The following is a 21496-nucleotide window of genomic DNA, read 5'->3' as shown; positions in this document are numbered from 1 at the left end:
ATTATACAAAGTAGATGTAAAGTAGTGTTTTAGCGTTTTTGTTCATTTCGTGTCGATTTTGGACACTTTTAAGCTCATGTAGCATTTCTTTGTGGTTCATTGTCTGTTAATTGCTTTTAAATGATTTTTAGTTCTTATCTAATTCATTCAAATAGATTGTTAACGTTGTTTTTTTATTTCAGTACAAAAAAACCTAATTCGTGACTAGATCGTCATGAATTAGGTTTTGCTATCTTATTTTGTTAATGCTGCTGTTAATTGCGGTACAATTTGTTTCTTACGTGAAACAACACCTTTTAATAAAGCACGGTTATTTTCTAAAGTTATATTAAAAGCTTCTTCTACTGCATTGATTGGATCTCCTAATGCTAAGATCACTGAATCGCTATCTAAAATATTAGTAACGACCAATACGAACAAATCATAATTGCTAGAATGATTTTCATCTAACATCGCTTGTTCTAACTCAGACTGAATAGAAAGAACATCATCCACATCTACAACATTGATTTGTGCGATCCGAACATTTTTATCAGCCATTGGAAAACTTTTAGCATCCATGTCTAATAATTCAGCAGCTGACTTATTGCTTAAGTCTGTTCCGGCTTTTAACATTTCAAGACCATATGAATCAATATCAACTTCAGCAATTGCTGCAAGTTCTTTTGCGATTTTGATATCTTCATCTGTACAAGTTGGTGACTTAAATAATAATGTATCTGCGATAATTGCGGATACCATCAAGCCGGCAATTTCTTTCGGAATAGCTACTTCTTTTTCTTTAAATAATTTAGCGATGATCGTATTGGTACATCCTACAGGTTCTGCACGATAATACAATGGATTAGCTGTTTCGAAATTAGAAATACGGTGATGATCAACGACAGATAACACTTCAACATCTGCGATATCCGCTACACTCTGTTGGAATTCATTGTGGTCTACCAGCATCACTTTAGCTGTTTCGTTTGCTGCTGTTTCTATGACACGCGGTGCGTCAACTTTAAAGTGATTTAAAGCGTACTGTGTCTCCTCACCTACTTCGCCTAATGCAACGGCTTCTGCTTCAAAACCTAGTTGATTTTGAAGATAAGCAAATGAAATAGCAGATGTGATTGCATCTGTATCGGGATTTTTATGACCAAAAACTAATACTTTACTCATATTATTATCTCTCCTTTTAAACTATAGCTTTCCCTAAAATTTTAGCTTAAATAAGCCTGTTTAGCTAGTGTTATCTTCTTTTTTAAAGAAATTCAGTTAAAAAGAAGCAATAATCCGGAAAGGTATCTGTTTACCCCTCCAGCTTATCGCTTCTTTTTGAGTTAAATCGTTTGGTAACCTTTGTATTCTTTTACGCGTAATAGTTGATTAGCATTGTTGACTCGTTCAAGCGTAGGCGGTTCTATATCCTTTAATTTATAAGGAATATTTAGAGCTGCATACTTGTAGACACCTAATTTATGATAAGGCAATATTTCTACTTTATAAACATTTCCCAGTGATTGGATAAACTCACTCAAGCGCATCAAGTCATTATCGTCGTCAGAACGTTCAGGAACTAATACATGACGAATCCAAACAGGTTTATCGATTTTTGATAAATAAGTGGCCATATTTAAAATATTTTCATTGCCATGCATAGTTAATCGCTTATGTTTTTCATTATCAATGTGTTTGATATCAAACAAAAGCAGATCCGTATACGTCATGAGCTCTTCAAAGCGGCTAAAAAATGGTTCTTCGTAAGTAAAAGGTTGACCACAAGTATCCAAAGCTGTGTGTACGCCCTCTTCCTTTGCCTTTTTAAAGTACTCGATCAGAAAGTCGATATGCAATAGTGGCTCTCCTCCACTTACAGTGATCCCACCCTTACTTCCCCAATAATCTTGGTAAGATAAGGCTTCTTCAAGTAATTGATCCGCTGTATAAGGAGTTCCGCCACCCATATTCCACGTATCAGGATTATGGCAGAACTCGCAACGCATACGGCATCCTTGCATAAAAGTTACAAAACGAATACCTGGTCCATCTACTGATCCAAAACTTTCAGTGGAATGCACGTATCCAATTGCTGGTTCAGTCATATTAGCAACTCCTCTATGGTTTATTTAGTGGTTACATGCTTTCGTGCATGGTACGATTAATAACTTCTAACTGTTGTTCACGTGTTAATTTAATAAAGTTAACGGCATAACCAGATACACGAATGGTTAATTGAGGATAGTTTTCAGGATGATCCATTGCGTCAACTAACGTTTCACGATTAAAGACGTTAACATTTAAATGGTGACCACCTTTTTTTACATATCCGTCTAGCAAGCTAGACAAGTTTTCTTGTTGGATCTCATCTTCTTTACCTAAAGCTTTAGGTATGATAGAAAATGTATTTGATATTCCATCTAATGAATATTTATATGGAATTTTAGCTACTGAAGTCAAGCTAGCTAAAGCGCCATGAGTATCTCTGCCGTGCATTGGGTTAGCACCAGGTGCAAATGGTTCTCCAGAACGTCGTCCATCAGGAGTATTCCCTGTCTTTTTACCATACACTACGTTAGATGTGATTGTTAAAATTGAAGTAGTATGAATAGCGTTACGATAAGTTGGGTGTTTTTTAACTTTTGATATAAAGGTTTTTAGTAACCAAATTCCAATATCATCCGCACGATCATCGTTATTTCCAAATTTAGGGTAATCGCCTTCTATTTCATAATCGACAACTAATCCAGTTTCATCACGAATCGTTTTAACTTTTGCATATTTAATAGCAGATAATGAATCAATTGCTACTGAGAATCCAGCAATTCCAGTTGCCATTGTTCTAACAATTTCGCTATCATGTAGAGCCATTTCAACGCGTTCATAAGAATATTTATCGTGCATATAATGGATGATGTTTAATGTATTTAGATACATGCCAGCAACCCATTCCATCATGACATCATATTTTTCCATTACTTCATCATAATCCAAATACTCAGAAGTAATTGGTTGGTATTTTGGAGCAACTTGATCTTTTGTTTTTTCGTCAATACCGCCATTGATGGCGTATAGAAGCGTTTTAGCTAGGTTAGCTCGTGCACCGAAAAATTGCATTTGCTTACCTATTTGCATAGCTGAAACACAGCAAGCTATTCCATAGTCATCGCCCCACTCTAAGCGCATGATATCATCATTTTCATATTGAATTGCACTTGAAACGATAGAAACTTTTGCACAGAATTTCTTGAAGGCTTCTGGTAATCTGACTGACCACAATACCGTTAAGTTAGGCTCTGGAGCTGGTCCGAGATTTGATAATGTGTGTAAGAAACGATAGCTGTTTTTAGTGACCATGTGGCGGCCGTCATGCCCTACACCGGCAATAGCTTCCGTTACCCAAGTTGGGTCGCCTGAGAATAAATCATTGTATTCAGGTGTACGTGCAAATTTTACTAAACGTAATTTCATAATAAAGTGGTCCGTAATTTCTTGTGCTTCAACTTCAGTAAGGGCACCACTAGCTAGGTCACGTTCAATATAGATATCTAAAAAGGTAGATGTACGTCCTAATGACATTGCCGCTCCATTTTGTTCTTTAACAGCAGCTAGATAACCTAGATATAACCATTGGAAAGCTTCTTGAGTTGTTTGAGCTGGTTGTGAAATATCAAAGCCGTAAATTCGTCCTAATTCATTTAAATCATTTAGAGCTTGGATTTGCTCACTTATTTCTTCACGGTCACGAATGATTGTGTCACTCATAGTACCGTATCCTTTATCAGCTAAATCATGTTTCTTTTCTTGGATCAAACGATCTACACCATATAAAGCTACTCTTCTGTAATCTCCGATGATACGGCCACGACCATAAGCATCTGGCAAACCTGTGATGATCCCGCTACGTCTGGCAGACCGGATCTCAGGTGTATATGCATCAAAAACACCTTGATTATGGGTCTTACGGTAGTCTCTAAAAATATGAGAAACTTCAGCGTCAATTTCATAACCATAGGCTTCAGCAGCTAGTTCACTCATTCGAATTCCACCAAATGGTTGCAATCCGCGTTTGAAAGGTTTTTCCGTTTGGAAACCGGCAATGCGTTCTAATTCTTTGTTTAAGTAACCGGCTTTATGGGATACGATAGTTGATACTACTTTTGTATCCATGTCTAGTATTCCGCCAGCATCACGTTCTTTTGCATCTAAATCCATCACTTGTTCCCATAATGATTCAGTTGCTTCTGTGGGTCCTTCTAAAAATTCATCTGTTCCATCATAAGGTTTATAATTTTGTTGAATAAAGTCTCGAACATTAATTTCTTCTTGCCACGTTTTCCCTTTAAAGCCCTTCCATTCTTCCATAATCAAAATTCCTCCTTTTAGTTGTTCAGTTAATCTAACAGATTCTTCATGCTCATTATAACACGAAGTTAATAAAAATCAATTAGTTTGTAACAATAAAATAAGAAAAAAACTTTGTAAGTGTTGATTTAGATGCGTTTTTTATTTTCCAAGTGTTATTTTACTGTCTGCGTAACTTTTCACAAAAAAACTGTATCACTAAATGATTGAAACAGACAAAAAAAAGTGTAGCTGATGTACTACACTTTTTTTGTCTGTTAATTATTTTTAGTTATTAAATTTTTCTTCACTTCGATAGGTGCGCCATCGGCAACCTCATCTAAAATAAAGGATCCATTTGAATAGCGGTCACTTATTGAATATGAATGACTAGATAGTTTGATCTCTTTTCCCTTGGACGTTAGGATCGTATACAAGTCTTCCTTTGACGCCTCAAAAGCAAATGCTACACGATGAGGATTCTTCTTCAATTCTCTTAAGAGCAATAACCCTCTCTTAGCTCTTCCAAGCGATTCAAAATCAAGAATATTCATTTTCTTGACCGAACCACGTTGAGTTAAGATCATTAGCTCTGCTTTTGAAGCTTCAACATCGAGCAATACACCGTTCACGACATAGTCACCTTCTTTAAGATTGATCGATTTCACGCCTGCTGCTTTTGAACCAACAACGGGAACTTCATCTAAAGAATAGCGCAATCCAAAGCCTCTATTAGTGACTAAGAAAACGTCTTTTAACAATGGTTTCTCTGTATAGATAATATTTATCAGTTCATCAGCCTTTGTTTTAAGTTTTATTGCTGAAAAAGATTTATTTTTATAATTGCGTCCAATAACATATTCTGAAACGGCTGTCTGCTTAATATACCCTTCTTTTGTGATAAAGGTAAACGTTGCAGGAGGCATATTTTTTTCTAAGCCAAAAACTTTCACAACTGTTTCGTCTGCTTCGAAAGCAATATTTTGAGATAAGTGTTCCCCCATATCCTTCCATCTCAAATCAGAAATTTCATGAATTGGGCGGTAGATGATATTCCCTTTACTGGTAAATATCAAAAGGTGATTCAACGTATTCAGCTGTTGAATGTAGATTGGGTAATCTCCTTCTTTTATGCCTATTTCGTTCGGCTTTGAAGCCCCATATGAACGCAAACTTGTTCGTTTGATGTATCCTTCTTTAGTAACAGAAACCATAACTTCTTCAGAAGCGATCAGAACTTCTGTATCGATTTTCAATTCTTCGATCTCAGCCTCTATAACAGTCAGTCGCGGAGAAGCATACTTTTTCTTCACTTCGATCAATTCTTTTTTCATGACCTTATCTAATTCTTTAGGACTAGCTAAAATACGGTTGTAAGATGAGATGTCTTTATCTAAAGAAGCAGCTTCGTTTTCTAATGCTGTTATATCGGTGTTGGTTAATCGATACAGTTGCAACGAAACGATAGCTTCAGCTTGGATCTCAGTAAACGCAAAACGTTCGATCAAATTCTCTTTGGCATTTTTCTTATCTTTGCTGCTGCGGATAGCGTCAATGACTTGGTCTAAAATAGATAAAGCTTTGATCAACCCAGAAACAATGTGTTGTCTGCTTTCAGCTTTACGAAGATTATAGTTTGTTCTTCTAGTCAGCACTTCTCGTTTATGCTCTATATAAGCCTCGATCATTCTAACGATGCCTACTTGTTTAGGTCTCTTTTTATCAATAGCGACCATATTAAAATTATAAGCGACTTGTAGATCGGTATTTTTTAATAAATAGTTTAAGATACCACCTGCATTAGCCTCTTTTTTCAACTCAACAACAATTTGGAGGCCATTACGGTCAGACTCGTCACGGACTTCGGAAATGCCGTCGACCCGTTTATTTAAACGGATTTCATCCATTTTACGAACTAAAACAGCCTTGTTTACTTCATAAGGTATCTCGTTGATGACGATTTGTTCCTTACCTCCTCTTACTTCCTCGATTCTTGTCTTAGAGCGGACAACGATTTTGCCTTTTCCAGTTTCATACGCTTTTTTGATGCCATCTACTCCTTGTAAAATAGCGCCAGTTGGAAAATCAGGTCCTTTAATATAGTGCATTAAATCGTCCACAGACGCATCAGGAGCATCGATCAAATGAACGGTTGCATCAATGACCTCTCCTAAATTATGCGAAGGGATATCCGTTGCGTAACCCGCTGAGATCCCAGTTGCTCCATTTACCAGTAAGTTAGGATAACTAGCAGGAAAGACTGTCGGTTCTTCATCTGTATCATCAAAGTTCAAGATGAAATCAACCGTTTCTTTATCGATATCTCTTACCAGTTCGGCCGAAATTTTTGCTAAACGCGCTTCAGTATAACGCATAGCTGCGGGAGGATCTCCATCCATACTCCCGTTATTTCCATGCATCTCAATTAGGACTTCACGTTGCTTCCAATCTTGACTTAAGCGAACCATGGCTTCATAGACACTACTATCTCCATGTGGATGATAATTCCCGATAACGTTTCCGACTGTTTTAGCTGATTTTCTAAAGCCTTTATCTGACGTATTGCCTTCTACGTTCATTGCGTATAAGATTCGGCGTTGAACGGGTTTTAAACCATCCCGAATATCGGGTAATGCACGTTCTTGAATAATATATTTTGAATAGCGCCCAAAACGATCTCCCATGACTTCTTCCAGGGTTAATTCCTGAATTTCCGCTCTATTCTCCATCTTCGACACTTCCTTCATCTACTGATTCTATTTGATCCATGAGTTGGCTATTTTCTAAAAGACTGCCGCCTTCTTCAAAAGTAAATTCTACATGGGACTCGATCCATTTACGTCTAGGTTCTACTTTATCACCCATTAAGATAGATATTCGTTTTTCAGCTTGAGCCGCATCATCAATTTTCACGCGAATCAATGTACGCGTTTCTGGGTTCATCGTTGTATCCCATAGCTGGTCTGCATTCATTTCACCCAAACCTTTGTAGCGCTGTAAGATATAATTTTTGCCGAAGTCTTTTGTTACTTGGATCAACTCATCATCTGTCCAAGCATAGGCAATTTTTTCTTTCTTACTGGTTCCTTTCGATAATTTATATAATGGCGGCATTGCCAAATAAACTTTTCCTGCTTCAAAAAGAGGTTTCATGTACCGATAAAAAAAGGTTAGTAAGAGCGTTTGGATATGTGCACCATCGGTATCTGCATCGGTCATGATGATGATCTTATCATAATTGCAGTCTGCGATATCAAATTCAGGCCCGACACCTGCACCGATCGTATAGATCATTGTGCTGATTTCTTCATTTTTCATAACATCTTGTAATTTAGCTTTTTCGGTATTGATCACTTTTCCACGAAGTGGCAAGATAGCCTGAAACTTACGGTCTCGACCTTGTTTTGCAGAGCCACCAGCTGAATCTCCCTCAACCAAATACAATTCATTCCGTTTAGCATTTTTACTTTGAGCGGGAGTTAATTTTCCAGACAAAAGGGTGTCATTTTTTTTGCGTTTCTTACCATTACGGCTTTCTTCACGTGCTTTTCTTGCTGCATCACGCGCTTCACGTGCTTTTAGAGCTTTACGGATCAATTGCTGGCTTAAATCGCCATTTTCAATCAGATAATAACTCAATTGTTCACTGATTACAGTTTCTACAGCTGATCTGGCTTGAGGACTACCCAATTTACTTTTGGTTTGTCCTTCAAATTGCAACAGATTTTCAGGGATACGTATAGAAATGACGGCTGCTAAACCTTCTCTAAAGTCTGTACCTTCTAAATTTTTATCTTTTTCTTTTAATAAGTTCACTTTACGGGCATATTCATTGAATGTTTTCGTAATGGCCGTTTTCATCCCTGCTTCATGTGTACCGCCATCTTTGGTCCGCACGTTGTTAACAAAAGATAAAAGCGTTTCAGAGTAGCCATCATTGTATTGGAAAGAAAATTCAACCTCGATTTCGTTGTTTTCACCTTCAAAATAAGCTACGGGTGTTAAATGATCTTTATCTTCGTTTAAGTAGTTTACGAACTCCTTGATGCCTTCTTCATAATAAAAAACTTCTGATTGCTCATTTCGTTCATCGTTTAACGTTATACGTAGACCCTTTAATAGAAAAGCAGATTCTCTTAAACGCTCTGCTAACACATCATACGATAGATTGATTGTCGTAAAGATGGTCGTATCCGGTTTGAAGTGAACAATAGTCCCATTCTTTTCATTATTGGTCTTTATTTTCTTTAAAGATCCTTTGGCTTTACCGCCATTTACAAATTTTTGTTGGTAATGAACACCATCGCGAATGATCGTAACAGTGAGCCACTCGGAAAGTGCATTGACCACACTTGCTCCAACGCCGTGAAGTCCGCCTGAAGTCTTATATCCTCCCTGGCCAAACTTACCACCGGCATGCAGTACAGTAAAGATAACTTGTACAGTAGGGATACCGGATGAATGAATTCCGATTGGCATCCCACGTCCGTTATCTTTAACACTGATACTATTATCTTTATGCAAAGTCACATTGATTTCAGTTCCGAAACCAGACAAAGCTTCATCGACTGAATTATCTACTATTTCGTAGACTAAATGGTGTAAGCCGCGCGTATCGGTAGATCCAATATACATACCAGGTCTTTTTCGTACAGCTTCTAAACCTTCTAATACTTGGATCGATTCGTCATTATATTCCTTATTTAACTCTTTTGGCATACTAAAACTCCTTAAGGCTTTAAAATAAAGTGATCTATCCTTGGCTAGCTAAAAAATAATGACAGTCATTTGTTAGCTGAATATAAGAAAGTTCTTTCTTCATTTTTAAAGTTTTCCCTGGTCTCTTATTTTATTTGGCTACTCGGGTCAATCCCATGATAGCATCGATACATTGCTTCGTTCATTGAAACACATTTTTAATCATACTCTATATTTCAAATAATTTAAAGCATAAAACGGCAACTCATACTAGGAAGCCGAAAATACGTTCCCCTTTTCAGGTCAAAAATCCATTTTTACTAGGCCATTTATTTTTTTGAAGTGCAAGCCGGGAAGAAAATACCTCTTTTAACCGCCTTTAAACAACGTGACGAATGTGCTTTTTCTAGCCTTCCAATACGATAAGTGGTAAAATATTTAGATATGATAATTCATCTATGTATACTGTAACCCAAGGAGAGAAGTTTGTTGGCTAAAATCATATTAATGTTTATTATTGCTTATTTATTAGGTTCAATCCCCTCAGGAGTTTGGATTGGAACTAAATTTTACGGAAAAGATATTCGTCAGTTTGGCAGCGGCAATTCTGGAACAACTAACACGTTTAGAGTATTAGGGAAAACAGCAGGCATTTTTGTATTGCTGGCTGACGTATTAAAAGGAACACTAGCTGCAAGTTTACCATTGCTGTTCGATCTGCCTATTAATCCTATGGTTGTCGGTCTAGGGGCAGTACTTGGTCATACGTATCCTATTTTTGCTCAATTTAAGGGCGGTAAAGCAGTTGCTACAAGTGCAGGAGCTCTTTTAGCTTATAATCCTCCCTTTTTTATCTATTGCGTGGGTGTGTTCATAATATTATTATTTCTAACCAGGATGGTAAGTCTTTCGAGTATGATAGCATTGCCAATCATTGTTCTTTCTAGTTTATTCATAGGAGATTGGATCTTGACCCTTATTGCATCGATCTTAGCTCTTTTCATTCTCTACAGACATCGAGACAATATTAAACGTATCCGCAATGGTACCGAGAACAAAGTTCCGTTTGGACTAGGCTATAAAAAAGATACACTATAACAGAATGATCAACACAATAAAAGGATCTGAGGCAAATCTCAGATCCTTTTTCTATGCACTAATGCTGTTGGAGCAAATCAACTTAATGAGATAGTGTAGTTAGCAGAAAAAGCTTCTTTGCCTTTTAAATGTTGGATACCGAGCTTTTCATTTAATTCACCGGTAAAATCAGTTGTATCTGCTATCCCAAACCATGGTTCGATACAAACAAATGGGGCTTCTTTTTTAGGAGGAGACCAAATGCCCGTAAAAGGAAAATCTTCAAATGTTAACGAAACAGAATGAGTCGTTTTTTCCGAATGGATCGAAAAAGTATTTTTTCCTTTTGTTTCATAAATCAGAGCGTCATTGTTGAATAACGTTCTTTTTAAGGCGATTTCTGTATTGGTTTGACCCAATGTCTTATTCTCTAAATCTAAATATGAACCGTCTAAAGGAATTTGTCCACGAGTTCTTCTAGGTAAAAAGCTTAAATAATAATCTTCAAATGTAGTATCACTTGTCATCGGAACATTGAACCCAGGATGACCGCCAATTGAAAAATACAACTCTTCTGATGCATGGGTGTTCTTTACTAAGTAACTGACGTTAACGGTATTCGCTTCTAAGGTATAAATCAGAGTCAATTGAAAATCAAATGGATAGTATTTTTTTGTATCAGGAGTAGAATACGTCGTTAAGCGGACCATTGTTGCGGTTTGTTCTTCAACGTGAAATTCACTATCCCTTGCAAAACCATGTTGATTTAATGGATAGGTTTTCCCTTTATAGCGATATTGATCATTTTGTAAACGTCCTACGATTGGAAATAATACTGGTGCTTTTCTACCCCAAAAAGTGGGATCTCCTTGCCACAAATATTCTATCCCCTCAGTAGGATGTTTAATACTTTGAAGTTCAGCGCCTTTTGTAGAAATGGATACTGTCAATAAGCTGTTTTCGAGTGAAATCATTTTCATTGCCCCCTTATCTACGGTTGATCATGCTAACATTATTAAAAATGATCCTTTAATCAAAACAAACTAAAGGATCACTCTCTATGGCTGGACGATCATTAATAAATGGATTCTTTTTCTAGCGCCTCAATAAATTTTGTGTTCTGTACTTTGATATACGTTCCTTTCATCCCTAGCGATCTTGATTCAATAATACCGCCAGATTCTAACTTGCGTAATGCATTTACAATGACAGAACGAGTGATTCCCACTTTATCTGCTACATTAGAAGCTGTTATACGTCCTTCAGTACCATCTAATTCTTCAAAAATAGCCTTAATAGCCTTAAGTTCACTATAAGACAGCGTCTTGATAGCCATTTGAACAGTTGCTGTATTACGGGCTGATTCTGCGATTTGGGTAGACTTTTTATACAATATCTCGATCCCAACAACGGTAGCTGCATGTTCGCTTAAGATTAAATCAGTAGCATCAAAATTCGGTTGTAAACGTGCAAGTAAAAGCGTTCCTAATCGTTCCCCTGCAACAAAAACAGGGATTATGGTCGTTAAACCTCCAACAAACATATCCCGTGCTTCGATTGGGAACATGGTATAGTCACTTTCGATGCCTATATTCGATCTTGTTTCATAAATTTCTAACATACTGCGCGTATATTTTGCTGGAAATTTTCCATCAAGTAGTATCTGTTTGACACGCTCATTATTAATTTCATGTTTTTCATGATAACCCAATAGATTTCCGGCATCATCAATTAAATAAGTGTTTGCATCAAGAACATCACCTAATACAATAGCCATATCAGTAAAAGCTAATTCTCCGTCTGTCGAAGCATCCGATTTTACGACTCCGCCCTTTGTTTGCAATAGGTGGTTGATCTTACGCATTTTTTGCAGTAAATCATTCATGAGAAGCCTCCATCATTCTTTTATAAAATGTAGCGACTTAAATCTTTGTCTTCTACAATATGTTCAATTTTTTCATTCACGTAATTTTCAGTGATGGTAATATCGGCCATTTGCATATCGGGCGCTTCAAAAAGCAAGTCTTCTAAAAGTTTTTCTAAAATCGTATGCAACCTTCTAGCTCCAATATTATCGGTTTCTTGATTGACTTTATATGCAATCTCAGCTAAACGTTCAATAGACTCATACGTAAAAGTGATTTTAACATTTTCAGTTTCTAACATGGCGATATATTGTTTTAATAATGCATTATTCGGTTCAGTTAAGATCTTGACAAAATCTTCTTTGGTCAAGTCATCTAATTCTACACGGATCGGAAATCTTCCTTGTAATTCAGGGATCAAATCGCTTGGTTTAGAAACATGGAAGGCACCTGAAGCAATAAATAAGATATGATCGGTTTGGACAGGACCATATTTGGTGCTGACTTGTGAGCCTTCGACGATCGGTAGAATATCGCGTTGGACACCTTCTCTAGATACGGTACCACTATTTTGGTTTTTAGATGTGATTTTATCAAATTCATCGATGAAAATAATACCTGCATTTTGCGCTAAATCAACCGCCATTGAATGAATATCCTCTGAGTTGACCAATTTTGCCGATTCTTCTTGAATAAAAAGATCGATCGCTTTTTTTACGGTAACGGTCCGTTTAATTTTTGATTTGGGACGCAATGCCCCTAAAGTTTCATTTAAATCGATGCCCATTTGTTCTAAACCAGCACCCATAGGCGAATTCATCGCTTTTTTCTGACTTTCTACTTGTATGGTTATTTCTCTTTCATCTAAAACACCATTGCGAATCTGCTGTTTCATTTTTTCACGGTCTGTCGAAATCGCTTCCGTTACTTCTTCTTCTACTTCTTCATCTTGTGGAGCTAATTGATTAGGATCTACGCCCATATTCTTAAACATAGACTCAAAAGGGTTCGCAGTAGTACTTTGTTTTTTTTCTTTTTTGATACCCGGTATCAAAAGTTTAACGATCCGTTCAATGGCATTTCTTTCTGCCTGAGTATAAACATTTGAATATTGTTGTTTTTCTACAATTTGAATAGAAGCTTCTACTAAATCACGTACCATGGATTCAACATCTCGTCCAATATACCCAACTTCGGTAAATTTCGTTGCTTCAACTTTTATAAAAGGTGCTTGAACGATCGTTGCTAATCGGCGAGCAATTTCGGTTTTTCCAACTCCTGTTGCACCGATCATCAATAAATTTTTAGGTGTGATTTCTTTTTGCATATCTTCTGTTACTTTTAGACGTCTTTGACGATTACGCAAAGCTACAGCAACTGATTTTTTGGCCATCGTTTGACCAACAATGTATTTATCTAATTCAGCAACGATCTCTCTTGGAGTCATATCTTCTTTAGTCATCATTTTACTCACTCCTTATAATTCTTCAACGATAATATTGTGATTCGTAAAGACACAGATATCCGCAGCAGTATTTAAGCTTTCTTTTGCAATTTCGGCTGCTGTTAAATCTTTGCCAAGTTTTTTTAAGGCTCTACCCGCTGCGAGTGCAAAGTTACCGCCTGAACCAATAGCCAAAATTCCGTCATCTGGTTGGATCACTTCGCCTCCACCAGACACCATCAACATTTCTTCTTTATTCATGACGATCAGCAATGCTTCTAGTTTCTGCATCGCGCGATCCGAACGCCATTCTTGAGCCAATTCTACAGCTGCGCGTGTTAGATTCCCTTTATACTCGTGTAACTTAGCTTCAAACTTTTCTTCTAACGTAAAGGCATCAGCGACACTTCCGGCAAAACCAACCAGCACTTCATCATTATAGATTCGACGAACTTTTCGAGCTGTGCCTTTCATGATCACTTGTTCACCCATTGTTACTTGACCATCACCAGCCATTGCACTTTTTCCGTCGTGCTGAATAGCAAAGATCGTTGTTGCATGAAATTCTGTCATTGTTTTTTCCTCCAGTCAATTAGCCGATTCTTAGGCTCTTGGGTGAAATTGTCGGTAATTCTTTTGCAAATGCTCTTTAGTTACATGAGCGTATATTTGAGTCGAAGATAAACTGGCATGTCCCAGTAATTCTTGAACTGTCCGCATATCCGCCCCATTATTTAATAAATGTGTTGCAAATGAATGACGCAGCATATGCGGATGGATATCAGATGTTAAACTGCTTTTTTTGATTACTTGGTTCAATACATACTCGATTCCTGTTGCTGTAATAGGATCGCCATGATGGTTAACGAATAAAAATTCATGACTTTTTTTATATTTGGACATCAATGGAGTACGACTCTGCTCCATATACTCGCGCATAGCAACCGCAGCGTAGTGACCAAAAGGAACATACCGTTCTTTATTCCCCTTACCGTGGACCAATAAGACACTTAAATCAAAATCGATATCTTTCAACTTGATCCCACTGCATTCGCTTACTCGAGTACCTGTCCCATAAAGAACTTCAAGGATCGCTTCGTTTCTAAAATCTAACGGTCCATCTCCTTTGACAGCTTCAAAAAGAGCATCCATCTCTTTTTCATAAAAGAATTTAGGTAAACGAAGCGTTTTCTTTTTTAAATGAATGTAAGAAAACGGATTATCTTTAACTAATTGATTTTTTAACAGAAATTGGTAGAATGCTCGTAAACTTGAAATTTTTCTTGAAACGCTATTCCGACTTAAGCCTTTTTCATTTAACTCACCTAAATAGATTCGCACATCTTGAAGAGTCACACTGCTAAAATCTGTGTCACCTGTTTGATCTAAAAATAATTCAAAATGCGTGATATCTTCTTCATAAGCTTTTTTCGTCAGCTCAGAATAATGCCTTTCGGTAATCAAATACTGCAAAAAAGTCGCTTTAGCTGTTTGATTCACCAAAAATCATCCCTCCAATCTTACAACAAAATTACTTTATCACACAAATAATTGGATTACAATCGAATAAGATTTAAATTAATTGAATTTTAAAACAATTTAGTTATTTTTAGATAGTGGTTAACATATACGCGTCAATTCGAGTATAACGATTGATTTTTAACTAGAAAAAAAAGCTAAGTAAGAGCTGTTTCTCCTCATACTTAACTTTTTTGTTTTTTAGGTCAGTTTGATTTATTTTTGGACTTCTTCTTTGTAATCACAATGGCTGCATACAACTTGTTTGCTGCCTTTTGCTTTTTTCTCAACTAAATAATGATCACATTTCGGACAATTGCGTCCAACAGGTTTGTCCCATGAAACAAATTCGCATGTAGGGTAACGATCACACCCATAAAAAAGACGATTTTTCTTGGATTTTCGCTCGATTACATGACCTTCGCCACAGACTGGGCAAGAGACGCCTATTTCTTTGACAATTGGTTTTGTGTTGCGACAATCAGGGAAATTACTACAAGCATAAAATTTTCCATACCGTCCCAATTTGATCACCATCGGATGACCACACAGTTCGCAATCAAAGCCAGCCGGTTCATCTTTGATTTGAACTTTTTCCATATTTTCTTCTGCTTTCTCAACTTCGATAGCAAATGGTTTGTAGAATTGATCAATAACTTTTTCCCATTCTTTATTGCCTTCTTCCACCTCATCCAAATCTTTTTCCATATCTGCGGTAAAGTGGACATCCACAATATGAGGGAAAAATTCATTGATCAGGCCATTAACGATATCACCTAATTCGGTCACTTCAAATCGTTTATTTTGTAATTTAACGTAATACCTGCGTTGAATAGTTTCCAACGTTGGTGCATAAGTCGAAGGACGTCCTACACCATTTTCTTCTAAAATACGAATCAATGTTGATTCAGAGAAGCGAGCAGGAGGTTGCGTGAAATGTTGTTTTGGTTCAATATCGATCGACTTGACTTTGTCGCCTTGTTCCATAGCAGGTAAAAGATTCTCTTTCTCTTCTTTCCCTTCATCATTGCCTTCAATATACACTTTTTGGTAACCTGGAAATTTTATTTTAGAACCATTTGCTCTAAAATAAACTTCATTCTGAGCAATATCTACTTTCATGGTATCAAATACAGCTGGTGTCATTTGGCTGGCTACCAATCTTGACCAAATAAGATTATACAGTTTGTATTGATCTTTTGTCAGATACTTTTCAATGTCCTTAGGTGTCCGCAAGATGCTAGATGGTCGGATACCTTCATGAGCATCTTGATCGCTTTCAGCTTTTTTTCCTGTTCGCGGTTTAGAAGCCGCATATTCAGGTCCAAATTCTTTAATAATGTATTCTGCTACATCGTTTTTAGCCGAAAGAGCGATCCGAGTAGAATCTGTCCGCATATAAGTGATCAGACCGATAGCCCCGCCACGACCCATTGAGATTCCTTCATAAAGCTGCTGAGCGACCATCATTGTTTTACGTGTTCTAAAATTTAATTTTCTAGCGGCTTCTTGTTGTAGACTACTTGTCTTGAATGGAAGAGCGGGATTTCTTAACCGTTCTTTTTTCGTAACAGACATGACTTCGAATTGATCGCCATCTAGTTCTTTGATAATTTTTTGTACTTCTTCTGCATTGCTCAAGCTTTGTTTTTTACCTTTTAGTCCATAAAAATTCGCTTTGAATTTCTTTTTGTCTTTTTTAAAATTGGCTCCGATCGACCAATATTCTTCAGGCTTAAATTGATTGATCTCCTCTTCACGCTGACAAATCAATTTCAGTGCTACTGATTGGACTCTTCCTGCACTTAATCCTTTTTTTACTTTTTTCCATAAAATAGGACTGATAGTATATCCTACAAGGCGATCCAATATTCTTCGAGCTTGTTGTGAATTTACTAAGTCCATATTAATCGAACGTGGTTCTTTGAACGCATTTTTGACAGCCTCTTTGGTAATTTCATTAAAAACGACACGATTTTTATCTTCTACATCTAATCCTAGTAAAAAACTCAAATGCCAAGCAATAGCTTCCCCTTCTCTATCCGGGTCAGCTGCGAGAAAAACTTTTTCAGCTTTTTTTGCATGCTTTTTTAATTCCTTGATCAAAGGACCTTTTCCTCGAATAGAAATGTATTCAGGTTGGTAATTATTTTCAACATCAACAGCCATACGACTTTTAGGAAGATCGCGAATATGTCCAAGGCTGGCTACTACTTTATAATTTCGACCTAAATATTTTTCAATTGTCTTTGCCTTAGCTGGTGATTCAACAATCACTAGGTATTTATATGCCAATGAAATGCTCCTCTCAAATGAGCGTAATTTTTAATGATACAGTCGTTCTCTAATCTATAATTGAAATCGTTTATCATCTTATGCTATCTTTAGGCACTTTGTCAACCATCCTTATTTATTTTGGGATAGAAAAATAGCATATAAATAGAAGAAAAAAAACGAAATTCTCCCTTGGAACCCTTTACTTTCCCATTTTTTAGCTTTTTATAGTTTCATACGAAAAAAAACTTCAAAAGAACAGTTCGACTGTTTCCTCGAAGTTGCTTTTTTAAGCTTTTAACGATTCAATTCTTCTAAGATATGCTCAGCAGTCAAGACACTTTTTGCGCCATGTAAAATTAGATCATTCGTTCCTTCTGAATAAGGATTCGTAATATTTCCAGGTACTGCAAAAACTTCACGTCCTTCTTGAAGCGCTAGATTAGCTGTAATCAAACTGCCGCTGCGATACTTAGCCTCAATGACTAATGTGCCTAAGGAAAGACCTGCAATAATACGATTTCTCATAGGAAAATGCTGTTTTAACGGTTTGGTCCCTAGAGGGTATTCTGAAATAAGCAAATGATTCTTAGCAATATCTCTTTGCAGCTTTTCATTTTCAAAAGGATAAAACTGATCTAGTCCTGTCCCTATAACAGCTATTGTTCGGCCGCCTAATTCAATTGTTTTTTTGTGGGCCTTCTGATCGATCCCTTTAGCTAAACCACTAACAGTGATGATATTGTTAGTAATCAATTCTGGTAACAAAAGTGCTAAGGCTTCTTCGCCGTATGTGCTGTTTAAGCGGGATCCTACGATTGCTAGCAAATTACCAGTTAGGAGGGTGAGATTTCCTTGATAAAACAATAATGCCGGCGGATTATAAATATGTTTTAAATACTCTGGATAAGACTTATCCAGAATCGATACCCATTTGATTTGTTTCTTTTGGTACTCATCCAGGCTTTCTTCTATTCTAATAGCCGCAAAACTATCTAAAAATAGTTTTTTATTTGCCGAATTTAATTGGGCACATTTTGCTAAATCGTGAGCCGTTAAGCGAGGATCATCTATCAGTGATGAGAGCATACGAATACGACTGGTGGCCCCAATTCCTTTACATAATGTTAAGTGAAATAATAGTTGATCAAGATTTGTTGTTTGCATTTTACACTCTCCTTTATCATTGCAAAATCAGTTAGTATGCTAAAGTTAAAGTCCGCAAATTAAACAAAAAGATATTAAAAAAGGCTCTAGAAGATTAATCTTCCAGAGCCTTAAATTATTTTTTCAATCATTGATCGATTAGATATAGAATTTTTATTAGAACTCCATTAAAGCTAAAACGTCATAGCCCTTAATTCTGTCACGACCGTATAAATCCTTTAGTTCAACTAGAAAAGCAGTACCAACGACTTCTCCGCCTAGTTTTTCGATCAATTCGATTGTTGCAGCGATCGTTCCGCCTGTTGCTAATAAATCATCACAAACAAGAACTTTTTGCCCAGGTTTGATAGCATCTTGATGGATCTGTAACGTATCTTCACCATATTCTAAACCATAAGTCACTTCGATTGTTTTACGAGGCAATTTTCCTTTTTTACGTGCAGGTGCAAATCCGATCCCTAATTCATAGGCAACAGGACAGCCCACAATAAATCCGCGTGCTTCAGGTCCAACGATCATTTCAACGCCTTTGTCTTTTGCATATTTTACTATTTCATTCGTAGCAAAGCTGTAAGCCGCTCCATCCGCCATTAAAGGCGAAATGTCACGAAAGACGATCCCCTTTTCTGGATAATCTGGGACATCAGCGATATATTTTTTTAAATCCATTGAAAATTTTCCTCCATTCAATTTTAAGATGTTGCAATTGCTTGTTGTTTCATCCAATCTTCTAACTCAGAAAAATGACTGTAAACAAAAAAATTTTCAGCTTGAATTTGTTTTAGTCGTTTTTGATAGGTTGTCGCTTGGGTCAACTCTCTTTTTTCAACATCCTTAGTAACATTCATCACACCATCTGTCATTGTAACAAATCCTATCTCTAAAAACACTGAAATAATAAAAATCAAATTATTTTTTTTTATTTTTAAATGCGTTGCCAATAAATTCAATTTATTTCGAACATCAATATCGACATGTGCAGCTGTATATTTAAAAACTTGGCCAAATTGGTTTCGACTCGGCATCCCATTTAAATAAAGCTCTTCACGACTATAAAAACAAGCAATGATTTTTTCTGGATTTGCTCCATTTAATAAAATTTTGACCCATTCACTATCAGAAGGACAGTCTATAAAAATCAGTTGCGTTGTTTTCATTGCAAACTGAGCTAGAGCTTCATCATCCAGTAAGTGATGACTATAACTGGTATCTGGTAAAAGATGATTGTATTTTTCAAAATTCAATTGGTCAAAAAAGATGAAATCAGCGTGAGCTGTGTTCCACAATGCTGCAGGAATATTAGTGCTTCTAGAATCAAAAACTTGAACTCCTTCAATCGCTAAATCTTCTAGCATCAACTGCGTCTTACGTGACCCATTCCACTCATTTATGGCTAATTTTCCAACGACAGAAACCTCTGAATGTGACCCTATTTCATCCGCAATAGAACCAAATTGAAAACCGATGACATCTAAAAAGGCTTTTTCTTCAACAAGTTTCATCTTTAAGTGGGTTTGATCGCCACCAATCTGGCGAATATCTTGAGCTGTCATATTTTTGAAGAGAAAAGTTGGTTTACGATTCGCTGTACCAAAAGGAGCTAATCGATTTAGTTCCTCAACGACCTCAACAGTGGCTTCTGTTAGCTTAAGTTGTCCATCTACTGGTGTTTCTTCGCTCAGCTCTTCTGAAAGACCCGTTGCAGCAGCATAGTGATTCAGTTCATTTTGGATACTTTCGATATTTTCTAAAGGAATGGTTAAACCAGCAGCCATGTGGTGTCCGCCGAATGTAGTTGTGAGTTGACGAGCACTATCCAAAGCATTATATAAATGGAATGCTGGTATGCTTCTTCCAGAGCCTTTTGCCAGACCTTTAGCTTTATCGATCGTCATGACAAGAGTCGGTTTTCCAGTCTTGCCCACGATTTTACTCGCAACGATGCCTAGTACACCTTCATGCCAATCTTCTTTTGCTAAAACATACACGTCTGAGTCGGCATCTAAATCCTCGATCATCTGAAAAGCTTCATTTGTTATGGCAGAAACATAAGCTTGTCGTTCGGTGTTCTTTTCTTGAACGAACTGTGCTAAGGAAAGGGCTTTATCATCATCAAAAGTAGTCAATAATTCTACAGCCGGAGCTGCGTCACCTAAACGTCCCACGGCATTCAGACGCGGTCCTATGATAAACCCGATTGTTTCTTCATCGATCTCTTCTCGTTTGATTTTTGCTAATTTAAATAAAGCCGTTAAGCCAATGCGTTGCGTATTTTTCAAAACGACTAACCCCTGCATGACTAATGCTCTATTTTCATCCGTTAACGAGACCAGATCGGCAACAGTACCTAATGCAACCAGATCCAATAATTCAACGGGTACTTCTCCTAATAAAGCCGTTGCCAACTTAAATGCGACACCAACTCCAGCTAATTCTCCAAACGGATACGAACCTTTTGGATGTCTGGGATGGATCACAGCATATGCAGCAGGTAATGTTTTTGGCAATTCATGATGATCGGTTACAATAACATCTATTCCTAGAACTTTTGCTCGTTCTATCGCAGCATGTCCAGCGACACCGTTATCACACGTTACAATAAGTTGTGTCCCTTGTTCAATCAAACGCTCAAAGGCTTTTGTATTCGGTCCATATCCATCTGTGAAACGATTAGGGATATAGTAGTTGACTTCTCCCCCTATCATTTCAATCGTTTCTTTTAAAACGGCCGTACTTGTAACACCATATAGTGATAGGTAACCTTTTGAAGTCATCTTCAGGTTTTCCCCCACTCCACACCGTGCGTGAGACTTTCACCTCACACGGCGTTCCATCGTTTTAGAATGTCCGCTATAAATAATCTGCAATAAAGAAAGTATAATTGCTGGGAAATTAGCGTAAATAACCATTCATAAACCGACTTGAGCCCCTCCCTCGACTGCTTGTTATCACAGTTTCATTGGTACTATGGCTCTACTTTCACTTAGATAAATTAGCTTATTATACTCTCACGAGCTTTTCGTCTAAACTGTTTCATCTGCCGGTAAAAGCATCCGCATTCTAAGCTTCATACGTTCCAATTAAATTATCTTGTTCTATAGATCCTTAGGTTTCTTCTATGGGCCGT

At 37.0% G+C, this 21496-nt stretch carries 15 protein-coding genes; 1 reads left to right on the top strand and 14 read right to left on the bottom strand.

The window, feature by feature from the left end; translation table 11 throughout:
- Nucleotides 1-234 precede the first annotated feature (234 nt).
- The 5 genes from J7E16_RS02025 to parE form a co-directional block, all read right to left on the bottom strand.
- On the bottom strand, nt 235-1164 hold the full coding sequence (locus J7E16_RS02025; protein WP_214888139.1) for a manganese-dependent inorganic pyrophosphatase: 930 nt from the start codon (nt 1162-1164) through the stop codon (nt 235-237).
- Between the two features lie 161 nt (nt 1165-1325).
- On the bottom strand, nt 1326-2087 hold the full coding sequence (gene pflA / locus J7E16_RS02020) for a pyruvate formate-lyase-activating protein (protein WP_214888137.1): 762 nt from the start codon (nt 2085-2087) through the stop codon (nt 1326-1328).
- Between the two features lie 31 nt (nt 2088-2118).
- Nucleotides 2119-4347, bottom strand: a complete 2229-nt coding sequence (gene pflB / locus J7E16_RS02015) for a formate C-acetyltransferase (protein WP_214888134.1) — start codon at nt 4345-4347, stop codon at nt 2119-2121.
- 257 nt (nt 4348-4604) lie between these two features.
- The gene (parC, locus tag J7E16_RS02010) at nt 4605-7055 is read right to left on the bottom strand and encodes a DNA topoisomerase IV subunit A (protein WP_214888131.1); all 2451 of its coding nucleotides are present in this window, start codon (nt 7053-7055) and stop codon (nt 4605-4607) included.
- A complete protein-coding gene (gene parE, locus J7E16_RS02005) occupies nt 7045-9045 on the bottom strand; it encodes a DNA topoisomerase IV subunit B (RefSeq protein ID WP_214888129.1) in 2001 nt (666 codons plus the stop codon). Before parE ends, parC begins: the two co-directional genes overlap by 11 nt.
- 486 nt (nt 9046-9531) lie before the next feature.
- Between parE and plsY the strand changes: the two genes are divergently transcribed.
- Entirely contained in the window at nt 9532-10122 is a 591-nt protein-coding gene (gene plsY, locus J7E16_RS02000; RefSeq protein WP_034549191.1) for a glycerol-3-phosphate 1-O-acyltransferase PlsY, read from the top strand.
- A 77-nt stretch (nt 10123-10199) separates the two neighbouring features.
- Here the strand turns inward: plsY and J7E16_RS01995 are convergent, their stop codons facing one another.
- The 9 genes from J7E16_RS01995 to recJ form a co-directional block, all read right to left on the bottom strand.
- Nucleotides 10200-11075 carry an aldose 1-epimerase family protein gene (locus tag J7E16_RS01995; RefSeq protein WP_502756787.1) on the bottom strand — a complete coding sequence of 292 codons (876 nt, stop codon included), beginning with the start codon at nt 11073-11075 and terminating at the stop codon, nt 10200-10202.
- Nucleotides 11076-11176: 101 nt separating this feature from the next.
- Nucleotides 11177-11986 (bottom strand): GTP-sensing pleiotropic transcriptional regulator CodY, encoded by an 810-nt coding sequence (codY, locus tag J7E16_RS01990; protein ID WP_214888123.1) that lies wholly within the window; start codon nt 11984-11986, stop codon nt 11177-11179.
- 20 nt (nt 11987-12006) lie between these two features.
- Nucleotides 12007-13428, bottom strand: coding sequence for an ATP-dependent protease ATPase subunit HslU (gene hslU, locus J7E16_RS01985; protein WP_214888834.1), 1422 nt, complete (start codon nt 13426-13428; stop codon nt 12007-12009).
- Nucleotides 13429-13443: 15 nt separating this feature from the next.
- On the bottom strand, nt 13444-13983 hold the full coding sequence (gene hslV / locus J7E16_RS01980) for an ATP-dependent protease subunit HslV (protein WP_034548726.1): 540 nt from the start codon (nt 13981-13983) through the stop codon (nt 13444-13446).
- 30 nt (nt 13984-14013) lie between these two features.
- Nucleotides 14014-14913: a tyrosine recombinase XerC gene (xerC, locus tag J7E16_RS01975; RefSeq protein ID WP_214888120.1), complete on the bottom strand. Its 900-nt coding sequence runs from the start codon at nt 14911-14913 to the stop codon at nt 14014-14016.
- Between the two features lie 231 nt (nt 14914-15144).
- Nucleotides 15145-17223, bottom strand: a complete 2079-nt coding sequence (topA, locus tag J7E16_RS01970; RefSeq protein ID WP_214888117.1) for a type I DNA topoisomerase — start codon at nt 17221-17223, stop codon at nt 15145-15147.
- A 276-nt stretch (nt 17224-17499) separates the two neighbouring features.
- On the bottom strand, nt 17500-18369 hold the full coding sequence (dprA, locus tag J7E16_RS01965) for a DNA-processing protein DprA (protein ID WP_214888114.1): 870 nt from the start codon (nt 18367-18369) through the stop codon (nt 17500-17502).
- A 156-nt stretch (nt 18370-18525) separates the two neighbouring features.
- Nucleotides 18526-19038, bottom strand: coding sequence for an adenine phosphoribosyltransferase (locus tag J7E16_RS01960; RefSeq protein ID WP_214888112.1), 513 nt, complete (start codon nt 19036-19038; stop codon nt 18526-18528).
- 23 nt (nt 19039-19061) lie between these two features.
- Nucleotides 19062-21143, bottom strand: coding sequence for a single-stranded-DNA-specific exonuclease RecJ (gene recJ, locus J7E16_RS01955; protein ID WP_214888109.1), 2082 nt, complete (start codon nt 21141-21143; stop codon nt 19062-19064).
- Between the last annotated feature and the right edge of the window lie 353 nt (nt 21144-21496).

The organism is Carnobacterium sp. ISL-102, assembly GCF_018612935.1.
Lineage (GTDB): Bacteria > Bacillota > Bacilli > Lactobacillales > Carnobacteriaceae > Carnobacterium_B > Carnobacterium_B alterfunditum.
This window is presented reverse-complemented; position numbering and strand designations above follow the sequence as displayed.

Bases quoted from the DNA above. Each gene is read 5' to 3' on its own strand.
- J7E16_RS02025 (WP_214888139.1), bottom strand. From the start codon at position 1,164: ATGAGTAAAGTATTAGTTTTTGGTCATAAAAATCCCGATACAGATGCA.
- pflA (WP_214888137.1), bottom strand. From the start codon at position 2,087: ATGACTGAACCAGCAATTGGATACGTGCATTCCACTGAAAGTTTTGGA.
- pflB (WP_214888134.1), bottom strand. From the start codon at position 4,347: ATGGAAGAATGGAAGGGCTTTAAAGGGAAAACGTGGCAAGAAGAAATT.
- parC (WP_214888131.1), bottom strand. From the start codon at position 7,055: ATGGAGAATAGAGCGGAAATTCAGGAATTAACCCTGGAAGAAGTCATG.
- parE (WP_214888129.1), bottom strand. From the start codon at position 9,045: ATGCCAAAAGAGTTAAATAAGGAATATAATGACGAATCGATCCAAGTA.
- plsY (WP_034549191.1), top strand. From the start codon at position 9,532: ATGTTTATTATTGCTTATTTATTAGGTTCAATCCCCTCAGGAGTTTGG.
- J7E16_RS01995 (WP_502756787.1), bottom strand. From the start codon at position 11,075: ATGATTTCACTCGAAAACAGCTTATTGACAGTATCCATTTCTACAAAA.
- codY (WP_214888123.1), bottom strand. From the start codon at position 11,986: ATGAATGATTTACTGCAAAAAATGCGTAAGATCAACCACCTATTGCAA.
- hslU (WP_214888834.1), bottom strand. From the start codon at position 13,428: ATGACTAAAGAAGATATGACTCCAAGAGAGATCGTTGCTGAATTAGAT.
- hslV (WP_034548726.1), bottom strand. From the start codon at position 13,983: ATGACAGAATTTCATGCAACAACGATCTTTGCTATTCAGCACGACGGA.
- dprA (WP_214888114.1), bottom strand. From the start codon at position 18,369: ATGCAAACAACAAATCTTGATCAACTATTATTTCACTTAACATTATGT.
- J7E16_RS01960 (WP_214888112.1), bottom strand. From the start codon at position 19,038: ATGGATTTAAAAAAATATATCGCTGATGTCCCAGATTATCCAGAAAAG.
- recJ (WP_214888109.1), bottom strand. From the start codon at position 21,143: ATGACTTCAAAAGGTTACCTATCACTATATGGTGTTACAAGTACGGCC.